This is a genomic window from uncultured Sphingomonas sp. (assembly GCF_964237155.1).
In the GTDB taxonomy this organism is placed as follows: Bacteria; Pseudomonadota; Alphaproteobacteria; order Sphingomonadales; family Sphingomonadaceae; genus Sphingomonas.
Genome location: NZ_CAXSHH010000004.1, coordinates 22,378 through 44,231, shown reverse-complemented (window position 1 = coordinate 44,231; position 21,854 = coordinate 22,378). Strand labels below are relative to the sequence as shown.

The window sequence follows — 21,854 nt, the reverse complement described above, 5'->3', positions numbered from 1 at the left end:
CGCTCTCCCGCACGCATCCTTCGTCGAGGCCCGATCGCTACGATGGACGCCGATCAGTTGTAATAGGCGTCATAATTGCCCTTGCCCCAATATCCAAAGCCGTAATCGTCGCCGCCGATCACGCCGTTATAGCGGTTGAGCACGGTTCCGATGCAGGGCGACGGCTTGAGCAATTCGATGGCATCGCGCACCTGCCGCGCGGTGGTCCTGCCCTCCTCAACCACAAGCAGGTAGGCATCGAGTTGCTCGAGAATGATCGCGGCGTCGTCATTGGCGAAGGCCGGCGGCAAATCGCAGATGCACAGATAGTCGTCCGACAACCCGCGCATGGCTTCGACCAAGGTCCTCATCCGGCCGCCCGCCAGAAGCTCCGCCGAGGACTCTTCCACGCGGAAACTGGGATATATGGTCAGATTGCTCCCCATCACGCGCCTGGCGACCGACGTCAGCGAGTCGATGGTCCCGTTCAGGTAGGCGTCGATGCCCGGCTGGTCGCTCAGGTCGTACTGGGTCGCGACCGAACCTCGCCGGAGATCTAGGTCGAACAGGAGCGTCTGTCGATCCGGGACGCGCGACATCGAGGCGGCGAGATTGTTGGCGATAAATGTCTTGCCGACGGCGGGCGTCGCCGAAGTGATACCGATCATCTTCCAACCGCGCGCGTTCATGATCTTGGTCACCTGCGAGCGAAGCAGGTTGAACGGACGCGAGCGCCGGTCGCGGCTGTTGAACCCGAACACGCCGCGCTTGACGACGTCGATAAGTTGAACCTCCGTCACCGGACCGGCGAGCGGTCCGGAGGCGATAGCGGCCGAAGAACCGATAGGATGGAAGGAGTTGTGCAAGATAAGGACCCTTCTATCCGGCCTCAGGCGGCCGGTGCGGCATGATCGCGGCGCGCTGGTACGGTCCGCCGTTGCGACAGGCGGGCGAACAGACCGGGTTTCGCGTTCAGGACCGGTACGACGCCCAGCGGCGGCTCGCCCATCAGGTGAGCGAGCTGCGCGGCGCTGCGGATCGGGCGCTGGATGAGTTCGATCAAGAACACCAGGGCCAGTCCCGCCGCAAGGCCGCCCAGGATTCCGCCGACGATAAGCAGCGGTCGGTTGGGAGAAGTGGGCTGGTCGGGCGTCACCGGCGGCTCAATGAGCGTCAGGCGTTCGCCGCGCTGCTCGTCGGTCAGCTTGGACAGCGACCGCGCATTGAGAAGGCTGGTCGACACGCGCGCGAGATTGGTCCTGATCAGGTCGGCGCGCGCCGAAAGCTGCTGCACCTCCTGCATCACCGCCGGCCCGCGCGCCTGCGCTCCCGCCATTGTCTGAACTCTGGACTCCTCGGAGCCGCGCTGACGGCCTAGTTGCGCGATCGCGGCGTTGTTGGTGGCGATCTGCTGGCGAACGGCGATCGACACATTGCGGCCCGAGATGTTCTGGGCGCTGACCCGCGCGATCTCCAGCCGTTTGCGGGCCAGTTGCACATCGGGGTGGTTATCGGAATAGGTCGACTGGGCGGCGGTGAACGCGGCTTCGGCCGCGACCACGTTCGGATCGCGATCGACCGTGGTGGTGGCCTGGTTGCTTAGCTGCGTGTTCTCCCGCTGCAGGGCCGCGATCTGCCCGGCATAGTCTATCCCCATGCCGCCAGTCATCATCGTGGCGCCTGCGGAGGACAGCGCCGCGCCGTTGGCGCCCGCGATTTGCCTTATCCGGCTCTCGATCTGGGCGACCTGCTGCTGCAAGCCCGATTCCTGATCCTCCAGATAGTTCACGGTGCCACGCGCATCGGCCTGCGTCTGCGTGGCATCGAGTTTCAACAACCGGTCGACGAAGGTCTGGGCGACGATCTGTGCCGGCTCGGGAGTCGGGTAATCGAACGTCAGGGAGAAAGCGATCGACCCTTTGTCGCCGCCCGCCGGCGCGCGCTCGATGTTGGCATCGACGGCGCTGATGGCCGTGGCGTTCCGCATTCGATCGACCAACACCGACAACGGTTCGGCACGCTTGGACGCATCATAAAGGTCATTCGCCTGGATCAGCTCCACGAGGTCTGGACGGCTCAGGATCTGCTGACGGATCCGCGCGATGCGGCGATCGATCGGGTTGCCCCTGGTGCCCGTTTCATTCGGCAGGTCTTGCGACTCGACCAGCAGCAAGGCGCGCGCCTGGTAGCTTCGGGGAAGCAGGAACGCCGCCGCGAGCGCCGCGACCGCGATCAACAACGCCGGCACGATCAATAGCCATTTGCGCTGCCATAGGATGGTGGGAAGACTGGCGATGATACCAGGCGGCTGGACGTCACCGTCGGCTTGGCCATCGCGAAATTGATCGGTCACTGAGGGTCTCCGATACGGTACGAGATACCCAATTGTCCCCCGAAATCCTCCGGTCGACCCTCATTGTCGCCGAAGAGCCGACGATAATTGACAGAGGCCACGAACCGCAACCGCCGGTTGATCTGGCGATCATAGCCCGCGACCGCCTGAGCGTACTCGGTCTGCAGCGCCAAATCGCCTGGAAGCCGCCTCGAGTCGCCGCTGCCCACATTGCTGTAGTTGCCGTTCAGCGAGACGTTCTCACGCTCGTCCAACCGCCTCGACCAGTTCGCGCCGACGGTGGTGACATATTGCGACCCCACCAGACCCGTGGGGGTAACCTGCCGCGCGCCTTGGATGCACAGCGTCGACAACTCGCCCCGGCGGCAGAGATTGGCGCTGCCCGACAAGGAGGTTTGCCGCGTGGAGCGGACGCCGCCGCTGTCCACGAAAGTCACGCCGACGGCGCCATCGGCCGTCCAGATCTCGCTCAGCCGCGCCGAGCCCGTCGCCTCCACCGAGAACACGCGCGAGTCGGAGTCGTCCAGCTTGTAATTGAAGTTCGAGACCGATCCCCGCAGGCCCGCGGTGAGTCGCTCGGAAAGTCGACGCGAATAGCCCAACGTGGCACCATACGCCTCGTAATCGCCGAGTTCCGGCAAGCGGCTATATCGCGCGATCTCGCCATACCCGCTGACGGACAACGAGTCCTGCGCCGACATGCCGATCGACGTATCGCCGCCCAGCCGCGCCGACCGTCGCCGATTGCGCAACCCGAACAGCCCGATGTCGGTGAACGGCGTCAAGGGAACGACCGTCGCGTTCGCGCCGGGCGCGATGTCCCCGGCGCTCGCGCCCGTGCCCGCGCCGATCCCCGGACCAGCCTGTCCCGCACCGACGATGCTCGGCAGGAAATTGTTGTTCGCGCCGATCACGGCGCTCACCAGGTCCAGTCGCGTGTGCGCCGTCACCTGCTCGCTCGCGCGAAGGGAATAATCCGCCGCGACGGAATAGCTCTCGTTGTTGGAATAACGGCGAAGATACCGCTGGAAGCTCGCCGCACCGGAGAGGGTCAGCGCGGACCGTTCGGTGAGGCGTTGGTAGCGCGGCAATAAGTCGACGCTGACCAGGGCGCTTTCGGTGTCGTCGCCAACGAGCGTGAAAGGATTGTTGGAGTAACCGGCCGACGCGACCACGTCGGCGCTGAACCGATCGTTCTCTTGCGCCCGAACCGCCCCCGGCACCGCCGCCAACACGGCGGTGAACACCCCCGAAAGGAAACGCACCCGATTCAAGGGACGATGACCGTGTCGCCGCTCTCGATCTGCGGCAGTCCCTCCAGATCGCGATCGCTGGGGTTGCCCTTCAACACGTCAGACAGGCGGACCCGAAGGACGGACAGCCCTCCGCCCGACTTGCGCAGGATGCGGACGTTGCTCATGTCGGCGAACTCGGCGGGCCCTCCGGCCAGGGCCAGCGCCTCCAGGACGTTGACGTAACGACCGGTCGTGAACGCCCCGGGCGTGCGCACCTTGCCGACAATCGAGAACTGCATGCCGACCGCGTTCTTCACTGACACGGTGACCTGGGGCACCGTCTCGCGATATTGCGACTTCAGGCCGTTGAAGATCGTCTGCTCCACTTCGCGGGGAAGCTTGTTGAGCGCGTTCACCTGCCCGACGAGCGGAAAAGATATGGTGCCGTCCGGCAGCACCTTGATGTCGCGCCGCAGACGATCCTCGCCCCATACATAGATTTCCAGCTCGTCGCCGGGATTGATCCGGTAGGCGCGAGGTTGCGAGGCCTGACCCGCAGCCTGCGCAAACGCGACCTGTGAAGACGCGACCGGCACCGTGACGGCGCAAGCCGCCGCCGTCAGCAAGATTTTACGCAACATCGATCCCGGCCCCCTGAACGCGTCGTTGGCACGCCATACCGCCAAGCGCATCCGCTCGCTAGGCACAAAGAGAGTAAACGCCGCCCCTCGCTTCCGACGGAGGGTTTCCATCGACCGTCCAAGCCGATAGCGGAGCCATCGGCTGGCCGGTGATCGCGTCGTCTCGGCTTTTGGAATTGGGTTCCATGATCGGTCGGCTGTTCATTTCGGGGGTCATCCTTCCGCCCGCGCTATTGCTGGCGTCGGCCTGCACGTCGCCCGACGAGAAGGCCGGTACGGCCGCGGCCATGGCCGCCGACGCCCTGCAGCAAGGACGGATCGCGACCGCCCGCGAGCGGATCGGCGTCGCGCTGGCGGCTCGCGACGATGTCGGCGAGTATTGGCTCCTTTCCGCCCACATCGCCATGGCGGAGCAGAATTACGGTGGGGCCTTCGACGCTTACGAAAGTGTGCTCCTGTTCGATCGGGGCAACCTGGAAGCCCTGACGCGCTTGTGCCAGATCGCGCTGAGCGCCGATCAGCCGCAGCGGGCGGAGCGCTATGCGGATCAGCTCGCGACCCTGCGGCCGGGCGATAAGGCGGCACTCACGGTCAAGGCGGCCTTGGCCTTGAGCCGGTCCGACGAGAAGACGGCGGCTCGGCTGCTGGACCAGGTGCTGGCGGCCGATCCGTCCGATGCGTTGGCGCTGATCGTCAAGAGCAGGCTCCTCGTGTTGAATGACGACTATGTCGGTGCCGCCCGCGCGGCCGAGGCGTCCCTGGCGGCGCCTGGGGACCCGGCCGGCCGCCTGAACGTCCTAAAGGGCATATATCTCGAAGCGAGGAACGGCCCCGCCTATGCCCGCACGATCACCCGCTTGGCCCGTGCGTACCCCGAATCGACCTCCGCCCAACTCGAATACGCCGCCGGCCTTTATGACGCGGGCGACGCCGCGAGCGGCTTCGCCGTCTCCAGGCGCGTGCTGCTCCTTCGACCCGGCGATGTCGGTGTCGCGAGCGCCGTCCTGAACCTGTGGATCGCCCAGGGCACGGCCGCCATGCCCGCGAACGCGGTGGTCGCGAGCGCGGCCGACGGCCCTCTGGAGACCAAGGCCACCTACGCGCAATATGCCAACGCGACCGGTCGCCCGGCTTCGGCCATCGGGATCCTGGGCGAGATCGCGGCGCGGGCTCCGGCCGATACGGCCACCGCGAACGCGAAGGCCGCGCGCGCCCATGCGCGCATGCTGCTGGGGGCGGAACAGGCCGCCGCCGCGGAAGTCGCGGAGGTGCTCGTCGCCGACGCCGACCACCCCCGGGCGCTCGTCGTACGGGCGCTGCTTCGCGCGAAGGCCGCCAACCGGCGCGGCGCGATCGAGGACCTGCGGCACGCCCTGACCGGCGACCCGGCCAATGCCTCCGCGCGACTGACGCTTTCGGAACTCCAGTCGGAGGAGGGGGACGACATCCTGGCCGCGGCGACGTTGCGCGAGGGGTTGAGGGACCGGGGCGCGGATCCACGGCTCGCGACCAGGCTCGCAAGGTCGCTGCGAGCCCAGGGGCAGGCCTCCGCAGCCTCGGACGTGCTGGAGGCCTACGCTCGCCTCAACCCCTTCGGCCGGCGCCCGTCGGTCTGACCGTCGCCGGTCGCCCGTCGCCCTCGATCGCGGAGCCGGCTCAGGAAGTCGCGGCGGCCTTGCCGGCCTTGGGCGGTGCGAAAGCGGGGTCGTACTCGATCTTGGCGCTGGCCCGCGCCTGATCGGCCTGCTTGCGCATGGCCTGCTCGACCGCCTGGCGACGAAGCAATTCGACCGCGGCGGGCTGCGCCTGCTGCGCCGCCACGGGGGCCGCCTCGATCCTGCGGATGACGCTGACGATCATCTGACCGTTCTGCGGCACCAGGAAGGGCTCTCCCGGCGGCAGGGCCGCGATGCGGGTCGCGACGTCGGGCGCCAGCGACCCCGTGTCCAACTGCGCGGCTCCGCGCTGGAAAGGAATGCCCTCGGCCTTCAGCACCGCCTCGACTTCCGGTAGCGTCCTGGCGGGTTTCAACTTGGCACCCAGCGCCGGATCGTTGGCCGCGCGAAAGGCGAGCTGGTCGAGCTCGTATCGCTTGCGGCCCGCGAACAAGGTCGGGTTTCCTTCGATGAAGCGACCGGCGGCCGCGGCGTCCGGGACCGGCATTCCCTTGGCGACCTTGCCCACCAGCAGGTCGACGAGGACCGCGTCCTGGGCGCGCTGGATCTGCGCCAAATAGATCGGCGACTTGTCCAGGCCCTGTTCCTTGGCCTGCGCGACCAGCAGCTTGCGGTCCACGATCCGCTGCAGCAGCTGCGTCATCACAGCCTTGCGATCGGCGCCCTGCGGAAGGGCGGCCCCGCCGAGCTCGGCGTTCAGCTCCTGCTGCGTTACCTCCTCGCCATTGACCACGGCCACCACTTGGCCGCCGACCTTCTTCTCGCAGCCGCCGAGCAACAACATCGATGCCGCACCCACCGCCAAAACCGCCTTGTTCACGCACATTCCCCCTTCAGACATCGATGATCAACCCGCCGCCGGACCACCGAGCGTCGGACCGAGCAATACGCGGCGCATGCGCGGACCAACCGCGCCGTACAGATCGCGCGCGAACTCGTCCAAGACGGGCGTCGTGGCCCCGTCGCCGGAGGTCGAGAGCCTCACCAGCACGCCGTCGGGGATGATGCCCGCGAAATTCTCGGCGATCACCGCCGTCCGCTGTTCGGACCAGCGCGTCGGGAAATGACTCCCCTGCCGCGTCCAGTATATCAGGCGCTCGCGCCGAACGTCGGTCTCGGCGAGGATGTCGCGCGACGGAAGCGCGATGCCCGGTGCCAGCGTCACCGTATGAGGCTCGTTTTGCGTCAGCCGGTACCCGGACGCGGGATAGCAGACCTCGGGCCGATGCACCTGGAGCGTGCCGTCCTGCGACCCGCTATAGGCGATCAGCATCATGAGGGGCGGCCGATCGTCGCGCACATAGACGCGCGTCAGCAACTGACTGTAGATCTGATCGCGCAGCTGGTCCGCAGGCGGCAGCACCAGCCCGCTCGCCGTGTTGAACCGCCAGCCGCCGAATTGCTTGGGAACCAGATCCTCCAGCTTGGCGGAACCGAGCATGTTCTGCGCGCGCCGGGGCTTCAGGACCAGGCCGGCCGTCGCGGCGACCAGGAACGAGCCGCCGATCAGCATCTGGCGCCGCGACAGGCGTGACCGATCCCCGGCGACCCGCGAGCCCCAGCTCTCGTCGTTCATGACGTCGCCGCCGCCGGCCCGACCGGCCGCGCGTTCGCGAAACGCCGGCGGAGCGGGGTCGTCAGGCTGTCGACCAGGAAGATGCCCAGCAGCGCCGTCACGAACATCGACAGCCCGGCGAGCTCATGGAAGAAACCCTGACCCGCGGCCTCGCCGAAATGATAGGTGATGAGCAGCAGCAGCAGAACGCGCACCAGGTTGGCGACGATCGCGACCGGGATGATGCACATGAGCAGGAACGCCATGTAGCGCCAGTTGGAGCTGTGCCGGATGTAGGTGTAGAACAGCCCGAGCGCGGTCAGGCTTATCAACGAATTCAATCCAGCGCAGGCGGCCGCCACCAGCATCTGGTATTGGCCGATCTGGATGGTCACGCCCGACCCGGCGACGGGGTAACCGAAGACATACAGCAGCGACACCGCCCATTCGGATATGGCGATTTTCAAGGGTTGCGTCAGCATCGCGAACAGCGTGTCGGGCGGCGGGAACGCGAACAGCAGGAAGAACAACGGGAACCATGCCCGCCGCAGGGTCGCGCCGCCCCACAGAGCGTAGCCCGTGGCGAGGAGCAGCGCGTACATGGCCGCACCCTCGATCTCGATGATGCTGGTCACGCGCGCGAAGACATAAAGCGGCAGGAGGATCGCGAACGCCGCCGCGGCGAGTACGCCGGATCCCGGCCGCGCGAGCTGCCGCGCGGCGGGCCACTCGCGGCTGAACAGCCACACGCCGATCGCCAGGACCAGCGGGCCGTGCGCCCCCTGCTCGGTGGTCCAGCTATGCCGCGCGACGTCCACCATCGTCGGACCCACGATCGCGCAGGCGCCGATCACCAGCAACGGCGAGATCGGCCACCGCCACGACCACGGCCGCGCCGCGCCTTGCCAAGACAATAGTTCGACCGAAATACCACACCTCCGCCCGGGCCATCAGCCGATTGGCCGCCGCCTCCGTCACCAAGTCTACCGGTAAGGCGTTCGGCCCGCAAGCGCGCGGGCCCGCATACATCGCGCCGTTCCCGCTTCGGCACGTTCACCTTGTCTGTTCAGGCTCGTATACGCCCATAGATAAGCGGGTCGGCTATGGATGCGCTACGATGAAAGTGCTTCCATAGGTCATGCCGCACGCCCGACAGGCGACCGTCAACCGATGCCGGACCGCAATCGCTCGGCAAGACGGGGCGGCAGGTTGCGCAGCACGACACGCCCGATCGCCCTTTTCACGCCTCCGCGGTCGGCCCATTGCGGGTGGACGATGTACCGGAACGACCCCGGACCGACCTCGCGCGCTTTCAGATCGAGCGCTTCCACCTGTTTGGTCAGCAGCACCTCGGCGACCACCGCCTCCCCGTAGGTCCGGCCGACCCGGAACCCGCCGATCGCCTCCAGAACGGATCGCCGCATGCACAGCACGAGCGATTGCAGATGCGCACCGGTCCGACCCTCGGCGAGTCCGGCGGCCTTCAGCCCCGCCCTGATGCCGTCCGGATACGGGACGCTCGAACCATCGACCTTCTGCGTGAAGGGCGCGTCGCGATATTCGATATGCAGGCGCTCCCAGCTGCGGCCGGCCCAGTGCATGCTCTCGCCGACCACGCCGATCGCCGGCTGCATCGCGAGTCGATAATGCGCCGAGAGCCAGTTCGATCTGGCGATCCTGCACTCCTCCTGCAGGAATAGGTAACATTCGTATCCCGGATTATGCCGCCAGCCATGATCCCAGGCACCGATGTTGTAACCGGTGTTCTCCCGATAGAGGATCGGGATATGCCCATGCCGTTCCGGCAGCACCAGAGAGTGCGGCGTCTCTTGATTGACGACGATGCACACGTCGAACGCGACGCCGGCCGGGATGGTCGCGACTTGATCGAGCAACGCCACCAGCTGGTCGGTCGGCCAAGCATTGTAGTGGGATATGATGATGAGAGGCGGCATGTGAACGACACCATTGTTACCACGATGGGACCTGCCATCTGTGATGGGCCATGTCCACCGGCATCGGGAGTCGTTGGGACAAAGGGTCGAACCCGATCGGTCACCTATCGCGCGGGCACCTTCGAGGGGTGAATCGCACGATGGCGACCGCGCGCTCCGGCGCGACTTGACTTTACGACCGTTGCCGACATTGCGGCGCGGATGCCGGACGGAACAAGCAATCACCGCTCGGGCGCGAACGCCCGATCCGGCGCGGGTCGCCCATCGTTGAAAACGCGGGCCGCGACGACCTGGGCCGGCGCGCTGCGCAATCCGTCGGCGATGATCATCGCCAACACGGGGATGCAGAGCGTATTGCGGATGGGAAGCAACATCGTGCTTGCCCGGCTGCTCGCGCCCGACGCGTTCGCGCTGATCGCGATCACCTCGCTGATACTCACGGGCCTTCAGATGGTCTCGGATGTCGGCATCGCCGTCATCGCGTTGCGCGAGGGCGAGATGAGCAGGGAGAACGAGCACAAGCTCTGGACGATGCAGCTCCTCCGCGGCTTTTTCGTCGGCCTGCTCATGCTGGCGGCGGCGGTGCCGATCGGCTGGCTCTATGAGGACGCGAATCTGCGGGACGCGCTGATCGCGTTGGCGCTGATGCCGGTCCTACAGGGCGCGCAAAGCCTTTATCCGGTGCTGGCGCTCGGTCATCGGCGACTGCTTCCATCCACGCTGCTGGAGATCGGCTCGCGGATGGCCGGCATCGTGGCGTCGATCCTGATCGCCGCCTTCATCAGCCCGACCGTCTGGTCGCTGGTGATCGGCACCCTGGCCGGCACCGCCTTCTCCACGATCGGCAGCCACTTTCTCGCGGGCTACCGGCCGCGTTTCGTGATCGATCGCCGCTACATCGCGAATCAATGGCGGTATGCGCGTTGGATCCAGGTCTCGTCGACGTTGTACTTCCTGGGCGGACAGGTCGACAAACCGCTGTTCCCATTCCTGTTCGGCATGACGACGCTGGGAATATACGGGATCGGGGCCGCGCTGGCCGCCATGCCGGCGCAAATCACCCAGCGCTGGAGCGCCAGCGTCTTCTATCCGCTCACGGTGCAGCTGCTTCGCGGGAACGATGCCGCGCGCGCCCAATTGCTCCGCGTCCGCACGACCATGCTCCTCTACACCGCCGTGATGACGTTGACGGTGGTGGCGATCTCGCCGACCTTCTTCATGCTTTTGTACGAACCACGATACCACGCGGCGGCGCAATTCACCCAGATCCTGGCGATCGGCATCTTCTTCGATACCGCCGAATCGAGCTTGCGGCATATGCCGCTGGTCGAAGGCGTTCCGCAATTCGAGGTATGGGCCGTGGTCGTCAAACTGGTCGCGTTCGTAATCGCGGCGGCGGTCGTGGTCGCGCTTGGCGGGGATGCGTTCAGCTATACCCTGGCGGTCGCGTTCGGCGCGGTCGTCGGGCATCTCTTCATGCTTTCGGTCTGCGTGCGACGCGGGTATCTTCGGGCGGGGCTGGACCTTCTTCTCATGTCCGGCCTCATCCTAGCGGCCGCGCTGCTGTATTTCGCCCCCTTGCCCCGAACGAGCACCCTGGCGTTGTTGGCCGAAGGAGCGACGGTCGTGATCTTGGCCGGCACGGCGATGATGCTCGTGTTCCGTCGTCGCGGCCTGCCCTCGCTGCCGGCCGAGCCCGCGCCGAGCACGCTGCGCGAAGTCGCGGAGGAGGAGCTCGGCACGTCCCGGCATGGGCCCGAGCCCACGGCGACGCACTAGCGCCCTCCCCCGCCCCTGTTACGCCATCTCGGGCGCGACCAGTCCGGCGATCGCGTCGTACCCCGCGTCGGTCAGGTGTATGCCGTCGCTGAAATAGGGGCCATACGGCGCGGTCGCCGGGCACGCGCCCTCCAGGCCGATCCGGCCATCGGCATGAAGCGGCACGTACGCGTCGGCGTAGGTCCGCCATTCGGCGTCGAAGAAAGCGTCATATGCCGCCCGCTTGGCCAGCATGTCCGCGTTCTCGACGCCGTCCGTGGCGTCGGTGCTGGTGGCCAGGACCAATCTGGAGACGCCCGCCGCCCGTCGCGCCCGGAAGTAGCCGATCGTCGCGTCCTGCGGATCGGATGCCCCACGCTGATTGAACCATTCCCAGGCGGCGAGGTGAAGCGGCGTCGATCCCAGGAGCGGCACCATCGGGTCGATATCGACGAGCGCCTCCACCTGCAGCCCGGCCATGCTCTGCCCGCCATGGCCGAGGTTGGTCCAGCTGCCGATCGGCCAACCGTTCAGCGCCGCCACCCGCGCCGGATAGGATCTCAGCGCGCCGGTGCTGTCGGTGCCGTTGGTCAAGCTGTCGCCGTGGAACACGCGGAACGCCCCGCCCGCCCACGAATAAGCCGCTCCGTATTTGTCGCGCAGGCTCCGTTCCGCCTGCATCACCTCGGCCGCGGTCAGCGCGCGATCCCAGACGATCACCTCGTAGATCTCGGCCTTGGCGCCGACGAAGCCCAGCGCCGGGCTGCCGCCAATCGCGACGCGGTCGCCCGGCGCGCCGTTCACCTTGCCCTCCGCCCGGAGGCAGGTGCCGTTGATGTACGCCCGACCAAGCGACGCGTCGGGTGCCCCGGCGCTATAGCACAGGGTGGTCAGCCCCATGCCCGAATAGGGCGCGCGCTGGAGCCCCTGCCCGAAGAACCCGGCCTCCGAGCCATTATGAAACAGGTTGTAGCCGGTGCTCGGCGTCGCGGTGAACAGGAAGCCGAAACCGGTCGGGCGCACGTTCCGGCAGACCACCAGCACCGTGCTCGATCCGCTCCGGCAGGCGGCGGCGACCGCGTTGTCCGCGCCCGCGTCGAGCAACTGGTCGCCGTCGAACAGGACGAACGGCTTTCCGCCCGCGCCGCCCGTCCGGTATCCAGGCCGCGCCGCCGCGGTCGCCTGCACCGCCGCGATGCCCCGCACCGAGTCGGTCCAGGTCGTCAGCGGCGTATCGTCGGCCTGCGCCGGGATCGTATCGGCCGACCAGCGGGCCACGATGAAAGCGGTCGCGGGCAGGCCGACGACCGTCGCGCCCGGCGGACCGCCGCGACGCATGCGTCGCGCGGCCGACCGCAGCTGGAACCCGAACGCCATCAACCGAGCGCCACGATGTCGGCGGCGGTCGTCCCGGTCGCGCGTACGTGGCTGGCGCGCACGTCCAGTATCTGGCCCGCGGCGCAGTTGCGGAACACGACATCGGCGCTCGCCGCGACGCCGCGCAACGTCACGTCGCCCGCCGTCCCGACATACAGGGCCTTGGGCAGGATCGGCAGGGGGTCGACGTCGTGCGGTGCGACGGCGAACGGCGCGCGCGACGGACCGGCGGGATGATCCGCGCTGAATTCGAAGCTGTCGATGGGCATGGCTGCTTGTCCTCCGGCCGGTCGGCCACCACGGCCGACTCGGTGGATGTTTCACCTATGTTCCGATATTCTTGTAGGACAGCGGTATTTTCGCGGCTCATTTCGGTTATCGGCCTGCCACCGTATACGATGTCCGTGTGCGGTGCGGGGCTTTCGGGCCGACCGCTTACCCCAACTCATCGAGTCGTTGACTTACATGTTGAACATCATGATCGGACGATCACCGCGCGCGCCCGCCTGAGCATGTCGTCATATTCCGAGTAACCTTCCCCCGCTGCACTTTCGGAACGAAGCTCGGCGTCTTAAGCAAGCACCGAGCCCAAATACGTGCTTCGGCTCCCTTCTGGGTCGCAGCCCGCCGGCCGAACTGAAAGCCCGACGCCGATCATGATCGCATAGATGTCCTTGTTCAGCGGTCTATCCATCATGCGAAGCATGGTTATCGTGGCATTGAGCTTGCCGCTCGCTGCTTGTTCGCAGGATAAGGCAAGCCGTAATCCAACTGGTCCGCCCGCCGGTCGGCTCGCGCGCACGCTCGACATCGTCCGCACCGCCACCCCGTCCGACCCTAAAGTGCTGAAACTTCTTTTTTACGGGCAGTCGATTACCTCGACCAAATGGACGGATCGCGCGGTCGCGCACCTCGCAAGGAGATATCCCGACACACGCTTCGTCGCCCGCAACATGGCCATAGGCGGGTTCTCCGCCAAACTGCTCGAGCGGACCGCAGGGCGCGACGTAGCGGAATTCTATCCCGATCTGATCGTCTTTCATGCTTACGGCAACGACAAAGCATATGAACGGATCGTCCGCCTGATGCGGTCGATCACGGCGGCCGAGATCATCGTCGAGACGGATCATATCGTCCTTCCGGCCGAACCGATCTGTCGCGAAGGGCTGCATCTGACACTGACGCCGCCCCCCGGCTGCAAGGGCCGGCTCTGGTATCGTCAACGGAACTGGGAGGATCATATGTCCGGCGTCGTCATCCCGGCGCTGGCCCGCAAGTACGGCTTGGCGATCGAACCGCGGCGTCGCTGGTGGGGCGCGTATCTCCGACGCACGCGTTTGCCGCCCAAGGCGCTATTGGAAGACGACATCCACCCCAACGACGCGGGCTGGCGTCTGGCCGCCGCCATTTTCACGAGATGGTTCGACGCGCAAGCAGCTTCCTGGCGCGGCGAAGGCACGAACATGGTGCGAACGCTCGCCGCCCCACCTGCGGGTCGGACACGACGATACACCTTCACGGGCAACCGCGTCGAGTTGATCGCCGCGGCGGCGTTGGGAACCGGGGTGGCGGCGACCATCGACGGCAAGAACCCCGCCGATATCGACGGCTGTTGGCAGACCAGCCGGACAACGGTTCTGCCGGGCGTGCCGACCTGGCCCGCTATTCGCCAGGTCCGCATTGATCCCGGCCTGCACCGCGCGGAACGCTGGACCGCGACGCTCACCGGGATCAGCCCAAGACAGGATCGTTTTCATTTCAACTTAGCGGGTGCGGCGACCGGGCCTGACGGCGACGGCGACTCGGATCGGGACTTCGTCTCGCCTTCCGGGCGCGTCCGCATCGACGCTTCGGACTGGGTCGTGCCCGCTGCATTCGAATTTAAGGGCGTACGCACGCCCGAGAACTTCAAGGTGGGATGGGAGCGACGCTTCGTTTGCTTCGAGCAACGGCCGGTGCCGCTCGCTCGGGGCAGGGAAGAGGTGCGCTTCGTGGTTGCGACCGGCTTGGTGAACGGGCGACACACGCTCGACCTGCGCTTGAGTCCGGCGGCGGCCGCCGCAACGCGCGAACTCCGCGTTTATCGGCCTCCCTTAAACGCCGACGGACGCTAACTGTCGGGTGGCCGTGCGACATTCTGCCGGTCGATGTCGGGGATGGCTGGTGGACCACGTCCATCATCGACCCCCGTGCTCTGGGCGCTCAGGCGGTCATCACAGCTTCTTGCGGACGAATGACCGATCCGGACGCGATCGACGTTTGCGGCGCGCCTTTCGGAACGGCTCGCTTGCGGGTCAAGGCCACGCACGGCCCGGCAAGGCCCAGCGCGATTGTCGGCCAAATCAGGTTTCGGTCTATAATGGACGTGGCGACGAGCGCTACCATGACCGGCACGATGATCGCCGCCGGTGCCTCCATCAGATCACCGCCATTGAATCGTCGCGATCGTCGACGCCACGCCTCCACGACGGGACCCAGCCAGATATAACACCAGACGAGAAAGAGCGGCACGCCGGCCGTCATCGCGACATACAGGTGCGCGTTCACGAAATCGACGATGTGCTGACCCTGAACCAGGTCGGGAAGGTTGCCGATCAGGTGATCGGGTGATTGGCCCAGCAACGGATTGGCCCGGACTTGATCCATACCCTGCGACAGCAGCTGCTGCCGGTACGTCGCGGTTCCGCTCGCTTCCCCCGTCGTTCCCACCATTGAGGCGAGCCTCCCGGACGGGGCGACCAGCGTGACCGCCGCTCCCGCAACCGCCACGGTACCAGCAAGAAGCGCGGCCCGTCCCCAGAGACCACGATATGCCGCGACGAACAGCAGGCCGACGACGGCCGCGACCCACGCACCGCGCGATTGAGTGGCGAACAGGCCCCCGGCCAGGACCGCCGTCACGGCCCAGAAACCGACGGTTCGGAAATGGATCCGCAACATCGGCATCAATGCCAGGATGCTGGCGAAAAACAGCCCGGCCGAGCTGTAATCCAGCATGGACCCGCCGGTACGCAGGAAACCCGCGCGCATCGCGACGTTCCAGCTGAGGAACGGGAAGGGTACATTCAACGTCTGATAGTAGGCCTCGAACACGGTCCAATGCTTGACGGCCTGGAAACAGGCGGTGACAGCTGTCACGACTGCGCCGAGCGCAAGTCGTAACAGCAAACGCACGACGTCCTCCCGCGCTTCCAAACCGCGCGAAACGAGCAGGTACGGCCCAGCGAAGCCGATCACGTTCACCGCCAATCCGCGAAGCACGGCTGTGACGCTCGTATCGCGGTTATAAATGAAGACGAACAAACCGATAAGCAGCAGCATAGCAACGTCGAAACGCGGCTGCGCCAGCGACTTGCGGCCGCGGGTTACGGCAAACCCCATCAGCGCGCCCAAACCCATGCCGGCGACGGCCGAGACCCCGATGAGGTAGAAGCCCGCGAAACCCACCTCGACCGACAGGATGGGCGTTAAAGGCAACAGGAATGCATAGGTGGCGGCCAACTCCGCTCGCGACCGCGAATTCAATGCGACAGTGGCTGCAAGGTAGGCGCAGAAAATAAATACGTTGCCGCAAAACAGCGCGACTAGCGGCGTTAGGAAGGCCAGCACGGCCAGCTTCCCCGTCACAATGCCGCGATATCCGGGCGCGAGTGCATAGCGGAACAACACGAGGCCGGTCGCCATCAACGCCACGATAGTAAATAGCGTCTTCAGCAGGAACAGCATCGGCGACCTCTACAGGCGCGAGACCCGCCCTCACGCGTCATAGGCGCACTCGACCGATCAGGTCCACCGGACAAAGTGCGACTCCGTTACTCATTCGTTCGGAGTCGACAGGAGCGACAGGCGGCGCTGCCCCGCAATTTGGTCGTGAGCCACGTCAAGATCATGGGTCGTGGAATACGCCCGATTATTTGAACTTATTGTGCCATATGGAACATGAACCGCCGATCAACCGGATCGGCGGTTCATTATCCGATCGCCATTCAGGATCAGGCGAAGCTCACCTTGCCCGCCGCCTTTCCCTTGCCGCGGCGCAAGGCGGTTCCGACCGCGCCGAAACCGATGATCATCATGGCCCAGGAAGCGGGCTCCGGAACCGCACCCTGCAGGCCGATGGCGATGCCGAACAGGTCGTCCGTCGTGCGGCCCAGCGACGTCAGGCCGCCTGTCTCCAGGTCGGCGCGGTACAGCGTCCGATTGTTGAAAACGAACGCGTCGGGTCCGACGATATCGAAGCTGGTCCGCGGGCCGACATCGACCCCCAGCGAGCCGACCGTCGTTAGTGTACCGAGATTGTTCGCCTGGTTGACCAAAGTGTCCGCAGCCGTGTCGATCGCGAATTGCGTCGTCGATCCGCTGACATACGCGTTGGCCGTAATATCGGGGTCCTGCATCGACCCGGAATAGAAGACGTTGGTGTCCGTCCCGAGCAGCGCACCCGTGTTCGGGCTCGCGCGGTAATTCTGGTTGGTGTTGCTGACGATGCGGATCGCATCGGCGACCGGGTTAAAATCGAACCCGAACAGCGTCCCCTCGATCGCGAGCGGACCGCCCAGCGCGGTCGCCGCGCCGTTCGCCGTGTTGATCGTGTAGATCACCCGGTCGCCGCCAAGCGCGTACAGGACGCCGTTGAGCGGCCGGAAATCGATCCCCTGGACGCTGTCGGCGATCCCAGTGATCCTCACCGACGACGTGAACGTCGACGGCGCCGCGCTGTCGAAGGTGACGAGGTTGTTCAGGCCATCGACGCCGAAGATGGTCGCGGCCTGTCCGGACGAGGCCGCCGTGACCCCAACCATCGCGGCGAACAGCATTACCTTTTTCTTCATTTCGTGTCTCCCGATCCTGAACCGTGGCGAGTATGTCCCGCATCGATGATACGGTGTGCCGGGCCCTTTGGCTTCGCGAGACACGGAATTATTATTAAGGTTTCGTATAGTTGAACGGTCACTGATCGGGCACGGCTTTCAAAGTCGCCACTTTACATACCGTTATAGCATTTACCTGATCTAAGTAGCCGTCCCGCTGCGAGACAAAAATGCCAAGATATCACCCGGCAAACAATCAGCACGCGTCCGGCGATGCGCTCTCGAGCCCATTGTTTCCGCTAGGTCGCCGGTTCGACGTCGGGGCATCCACACGACGCGGTGAAGCGGCGACTTCCGTCCGGAGCGCGACGCCGGTGGTGGATGGTAGTCCGTTCGGGTGGCGGAACGACAAGCGGCGCGAAGCACTCCAACGCCTGACGCCGCCGACCTATCGGCGGCGGCGGCAGCGCGGATCAGGCCGGAGGAGCGAGGCTCCCCCGGCCGCCCTGCATTAAAGCAGGAAGTCGGCGGCGATCAGCGCGCCGGCGCCCTTCGACACGTTGATCGTGAAGTCGGCGATGCCGTCGCCGTTCAGGTCGCCCGACACCACCTGGTAGGTGCCGCTGGTGTCGATACGCAGTTCCCCCGCGCGGTTGCTGAAAGCCGCCGAGCCGATGAAGGAGAAGGCGTCCAGCTCGCCGGTCCTGCTGTTGGCGTCGAAGGCCGAGACATCGATCTTGTCGTTCTCCAGGCGGGAGAAGTCGAGGATCCGATCGGTCTTGGACGGATCGGCCTCCAGATCGCCCGGCCCGAAGACGAAGCGGTCGGCGCCCGCGTTTCCGGTCAGCATATCCGCGCCCGCGCCCCCGACCAGCACGTCGTCGCCCGCGCCACCGACCAGCACGTCGTTCGACGCCCCGCCGCGCAACGTGTCCTCACCGTCGTCGCCGACCATCGTGTCGTCGCCGTCACCGCCCTCGAGCAGGTCGTTGCCGCCGCCTCCGACAAGATTGTCGTTGCCGCCGCCGCCGATCAGCCGGTTGGCCCCGCCGTTGCCGACCAGTTTGTTGGCGAGGTCGTTGCCCGTCCCGTCGATCGCGCGACCGCCGGACAGGAGCAGGTTCTCGACGTTGGCCGATAGGGTGTAGCTCGCCGTGCTGTATACCGTGTCGAGCCCGGCATTCCCGACTTCGACCACGACGTCGTCGGCCCCATCGACGAAGTAGACGTCGTTGCCGCCGCCGCCCGCCATGCGGTCCGCGCCCATGCCGCCGTCCAGAGTGTCCGCCAGGTCGCCGCCGATCAGCTGGTCCTTGCCCGCGCCGCCCAGCAACCGGTTCTGTCCGGACCCGCCGACCAGGATGTTGTCCAGCGCATTGCCCATGCCTTGAAAACCGCCCGTCCCGACGAAGGTGAGATTCTCGACCTCGCCGGACAGGACGAACGTGCTCAGCGTGGTCCGGATCTCGTCCGTGCCGCCGCCCCGCTCCTCGATGACCGCATCGCGGTGGCCGTCGACGACATAGACGTCGTCCCCGCCGCCGCCGACCATGCGATCGACGCCCGCGCCGCCATCGAGATGGTCGCCGCCGCCGCCGCCGTTCAGCAGGTCGGCACCCTCGCCGCCGAGCAACCGGTTCGCGCCCGAACCGCCCGTGAGGACGTTGTCGGACTTGTTGCCCGTTCCGGTGAACGCACCGGTGCCGGTATGGGTCAGCTTCTCCAGGTCGTCGCTCAGGGTATAGGCGGCGGCCGTCGTCCGAACCTCGTCCGTGCCCTGGCCCGCCGATTCGACGATGCGGTCGGCGGTCGAGTCGACCACATACACGTCGTCGCCCAGGCCGCCGGTCATCACGTCGTCGCCCACGCCGCCGTCGAGCAGGTCGTCGCCGGCCCCGCCTTCGATCCGGTCGTCGCCGCCGCGGCCGAAGATTCGGTCCGATCCGGCACCGCCGATGATCGCGTTCGCCTGGTCGTTGCCCGTCCCCGAAAAGGCGCCGGCACCGGTATAGGCGAGCTTCTCGACGTGATCGGAGAGCGTATGGCTCGCAAGCGCGGTGCGGACCTCGTCCATGCCGCCGCCCACGGCCTCGATCACCCGATCGCCCGCCGAGTCGACGACGTAGACGTCGTCTCCCGCGCCGCCCGCCGCGACATCGTCGCCGATGCCGCCGTCGAGCAGGTCGGCCCCGCCGCCGCCGTTCAGCCGGTCGTCGCCCGCGCCGCCGGAGAGGCGAGCGCCGCCGTCACCGCCGGTCAGCACGTTGGCCGCCGCGTTGCCGGTGCCGGTGAACGCCGCCGCGCCGGTATAGGTGAGGTTCTCGATATCGGCGTCCAGCGTGTAGGCCGTCAGCGTCGTGCGCACCTCGTCGGCGCCGCCGTTCGCCTTCTCCACCACCACGTCGCCCGCGTTCTCGACGACGTAGACGTCGTCCCCGTCGCCGCCGATCAATGTGTCGATGCCGACGCCGCCATCGAGCCGGTCCGCTCCGGCACCGCCGATCAGGACATCCGACCCCGCCTCGCCGCGCAGGCTGCTGCCCGCGTCGCCTGCGAAGATCGTATTGTCCAGCGCGTTGCCGACGGCGGTGAACGCGTCGCTCCCGACATAGGCCACGGCGCGCTCGCCGTCGGCCATGGCATAGCTTTCCTCATCGGTCAGGCCGGTGGGCAGCGACATCGGCGGGACTTCCGGCGCGTCCGGCGCGGGATCGCCGGGCAACACCGGCGGGATATCCGGTCCGGCCACGGGTATGTCGGGCGCGGGGACGGGCGGCACCGGTGCCGGGGGCGCGCTCGCCTCGGCCACCTTTTGCGCCGCGACCAGCGCGTCCCACGCCGGGCTGCCCGTGTCGTAGATGGACTTCAGTGAGCCATACATGTTCTGACCCGAGTCGGGGTGCGCATCGATGAACGCGTTGGCGAGCTCGCCGCCCGCGGCACCGAAATCGTCGACCATCTGCTTGTACAGCTCACCCATTCGCGGGTCGGCCTGCAAGCGCTTGAAGAACGCCAGCGCTTCCTGCTGATCGGCGTGGGATCCGTAGCCGCTCGCCAACAGGTCCACCCCGCCCTCATAGGCGACGAGGTCGAGCCCGTGCTTGGCCGCGACCGCCGCCTGATAGGCGTACAGCGATCTGGAACCGGCAAGCGATCCGCCGCCGGAAAGGCCGGTCCCGTCCTTCAACGCCGCGAACGCCGCGGCCATGCCCGCGTCGCCCGAACGCGCCCAGGCGAGAACGGTCTTGCGATCGACATCGTCGCCATTGCTGAAGTTGCCGCCGAAATAGGTCGTGACCGCGTAATCGTCGAAGAGCGCCGAGGCGGTGCCGAGGTTGGCGCGGGCGACACCGGCGAATATGTAGTTTTCGATGCCCAGATAGCCGGTCTGCGTGCCAAGGACATTGTTGACGCGGCCGGCGTCGTCACCAAAGATCTGGTTGGCGATGTTGGCGATCTGAGCGGCGCGGTACCCGTAGAACTCGACCCACCCGCTGCCGAGCTGCTCGGCGGGGTCGGTCGGGTTGACGACGCCGTCGCCGTTCGCGTCCTTGCCCCACAGCTTGGCCGCTTCCTGGTGAGCATACTGTGATTGCTGGAAACCCCAATTCCAGACTTCGTTGGAGTATTCCAGGCTGACGGACAGCGACGGGTCCAGATTGTCGCGCACATACCCCATCATCTGGCGGACATAGTCGTCGGTCGCCATGGTGGGCACGTTCAGCCACATGTTGGTCATGGTCTGGTTGGCGAGCGCGACCATTACCTCGATGGGCATGCTCCCCTGGTTGGCCGACCACGACAAGTCGGTCGTCTCCGTCCGGTCGGACCAGTCCTTGACCGTGGTGGCATTGGTGTTGATCCAGTCCATGTAACGAAGGGTATCGAACAAACCGAGCTTCTCGATGAGCGCGGGATTGAAGATTTCCCCCGCGGCGAACAGTTCCTGCTGGTCGCCCCGGACGATGTGGAGGGCGCTCAGGGGAGAGCCGGCGTCGAGGCCGCTCACCTTCAACGGCATCATGTTGCTGTCGCTGACATATTCGAAGGTGATCTTGCCCGGCTCGCGGGACAGCACCCTGCCGCCGAGCATCTCGAAATTCGCCTTGCCGGTATAGGTCAGGACATAAACCTTGCTGGTGCCCGCCGACGCGGTATCCATGCCGACCATCGTGTATATGTGGTCGGCTCCCGCCGGGATGCCCGTCGGGTACCCGTTCTTGTCCACCTTGATTAACGATCCGTCGACGCCAAGCGCCATCCACGATCCGGCGCTTTTCATTCGGTCGATGAACGGAAACTGCGTACTGTAATACGTGTTGCCGGCCAGATTCATACCCACAAGGCTAGTACCAGTCATTGAGATTCCCCCTTATTCCCTGAGGCATCAATACGCAGCCGACGCTTTCAGCGGTCGTCACAAGCATGGTTAATGTGGTGTCCAGTGTTTTGCGCCGTGACGATGAACGCTGGCGGCGAGTGCATCGTCGGAGCTGTCGTCGGGGGCGAATGGC

16 protein-coding genes are annotated in these 21,854 nt (G+C 66.2%); 3 read left to right on the top strand and 13 right to left on the bottom strand.

Annotation, left to right across the window (positions count from 1 at the left end; translation table 11 throughout):
* Nucleotides 1-53: 53 nt before the first annotated feature.
* From ACFE71_RS01930 to ACFE71_RS01915, 4 genes are all read right to left on the bottom strand, one after another.
* Nucleotides 54-779, bottom strand: coding sequence for a CpsD/CapB family tyrosine-protein kinase (locus ACFE71_RS01930; protein ID WP_375427127.1), 726 nt, complete (start codon nt 777-779; stop codon nt 54-56).
* An 89-nt stretch (nt 780-868) separates the two neighbouring features.
* Complete coding sequence (locus ACFE71_RS01925; RefSeq protein ID WP_375427126.1) at nt 869-2,332, bottom strand: Wzz/FepE/Etk N-terminal domain-containing protein; 1,464 nt, start codon at nt 2,330-2,332, stop codon at nt 869-871.
* Complete coding sequence (locus ACFE71_RS01920) at nt 2,329-3,597, bottom strand: hypothetical protein (protein WP_375427125.1); 1,269 nt, start codon at nt 3,595-3,597, stop codon at nt 2,329-2,331. Before ACFE71_RS01920 ends, ACFE71_RS01925 begins: the two co-directional genes overlap by 4 nt.
* Nucleotides 3,598-3,602: 5 nt before the next feature.
* Nucleotides 3,603-4,208, bottom strand: a complete 606-nt coding sequence (locus tag ACFE71_RS01915) for a polysaccharide biosynthesis/export family protein (RefSeq protein ID WP_375427124.1) — start codon at nt 4,206-4,208, stop codon at nt 3,603-3,605.
* A 185-nt stretch (nt 4,209-4,393) separates the two neighbouring features.
* Between ACFE71_RS01915 and ACFE71_RS01910 the strand changes: the two genes are divergently transcribed.
* Nucleotides 4,394-5,824 (top strand): tetratricopeptide repeat protein, encoded by a 1,431-nt coding sequence (locus ACFE71_RS01910; protein ID WP_375427123.1) that lies wholly within the window; start codon nt 4,394-4,396, stop codon nt 5,822-5,824.
* 40 nt (nt 5,825-5,864) lie between these two features.
* Here ACFE71_RS01910 and ACFE71_RS01905 read toward each other — a convergent pair whose 3' ends face one another.
* The 4 genes from ACFE71_RS01905 to ACFE71_RS01890 form a co-directional block, all read right to left on the bottom strand.
* Nucleotides 5,865-6,710 (bottom strand): EpsD family peptidyl-prolyl cis-trans isomerase, encoded by an 846-nt coding sequence (locus ACFE71_RS01905; RefSeq protein ID WP_375427169.1) that lies wholly within the window; start codon nt 6,708-6,710, stop codon nt 5,865-5,867.
* Between the two features lie 21 nt (nt 6,711-6,731).
* Complete coding sequence (gene epsI / locus ACFE71_RS01900; protein WP_375427122.1) at nt 6,732-7,460, bottom strand: exosortase-associated protein EpsI, V-type; 729 nt, start codon at nt 7,458-7,460, stop codon at nt 6,732-6,734.
* Nucleotides 7,457-8,353 (bottom strand): exosortase V, encoded by an 897-nt coding sequence (xrtV, locus tag ACFE71_RS01895; protein ID WP_375427121.1) that lies wholly within the window; start codon nt 8,351-8,353, stop codon nt 7,457-7,459. The genes epsI and xrtV overlap by 4 nt, the downstream gene beginning before the upstream one ends.
* Before the next feature lie 249 nt (nt 8,354-8,602).
* The gene (locus ACFE71_RS01890) at nt 8,603-9,394 is read right to left on the bottom strand and encodes a hypothetical protein (RefSeq protein WP_375427120.1); all 792 of its coding nucleotides are present in this window, start codon (nt 9,392-9,394) and stop codon (nt 8,603-8,605) included.
* A 267-nt stretch (nt 9,395-9,661) separates the two neighbouring features.
* Between ACFE71_RS01890 and ACFE71_RS01885 the strand changes: the two genes are divergently transcribed.
* Nucleotides 9,662-11,173 (top strand): oligosaccharide flippase family protein, encoded by a 1,512-nt coding sequence (locus ACFE71_RS01885; RefSeq protein WP_375427119.1) that lies wholly within the window; start codon nt 9,662-9,664, stop codon nt 11,171-11,173.
* A gap of 18 nt (nt 11,174-11,191) precedes the next feature.
* Here the strand turns inward: ACFE71_RS01885 and ACFE71_RS01880 are convergent, their stop codons facing one another.
* Nucleotides 11,192-12,529 (bottom strand): hypothetical protein, encoded by a 1,338-nt coding sequence (locus tag ACFE71_RS01880; RefSeq protein WP_375427118.1) that lies wholly within the window; start codon nt 12,527-12,529, stop codon nt 11,192-11,194.
* Nucleotides 12,529-12,798: a hypothetical protein gene (locus tag ACFE71_RS01875; protein ID WP_375427117.1), complete on the bottom strand. Its 270-nt coding sequence runs from the start codon at nt 12,796-12,798 to the stop codon at nt 12,529-12,531. Before ACFE71_RS01875 ends, ACFE71_RS01880 begins: the two co-directional genes overlap by 1 nt.
* Nucleotides 12,799-13,242: 444 nt before the next feature.
* On the opposite strand from ACFE71_RS01875, the gene ACFE71_RS01870 reads away from it, so the two are divergent.
* The gene (locus ACFE71_RS01870) at nt 13,243-14,643 is read left to right on the top strand and encodes an SGNH/GDSL hydrolase family protein (RefSeq protein WP_375427116.1); all 1,401 of its coding nucleotides are present in this window, start codon (nt 13,243-13,245) and stop codon (nt 14,641-14,643) included.
* 88 nt (nt 14,644-14,731) lie between these two features.
* Here the strand turns inward: ACFE71_RS01870 and ACFE71_RS01865 are convergent, their stop codons facing one another.
* From ACFE71_RS01865 to ACFE71_RS01855, 3 genes are all read right to left on the bottom strand, one after another.
* Complete coding sequence (locus ACFE71_RS01865) at nt 14,732-16,255, bottom strand: O-antigen ligase family protein (RefSeq protein WP_375427115.1); 1,524 nt, start codon at nt 16,253-16,255, stop codon at nt 14,732-14,734.
* 266 nt (nt 16,256-16,521) lie between these two features.
* Nucleotides 16,522-17,361 (bottom strand): DUF4394 domain-containing protein, encoded by an 840-nt coding sequence (locus ACFE71_RS01860; protein WP_375427114.1) that lies wholly within the window; start codon nt 17,359-17,361, stop codon nt 16,522-16,524.
* Nucleotides 17,362-17,851: 490 nt separating this feature from the next.
* On the bottom strand, nt 17,852-21,601 hold the full coding sequence (locus ACFE71_RS01855; RefSeq protein ID WP_375427113.1) for a calcium-binding protein: 3,750 nt from the start codon (nt 21,599-21,601) through the stop codon (nt 17,852-17,854).
* Nucleotides 21,602-21,854 lie beyond the last annotated feature (253 nt).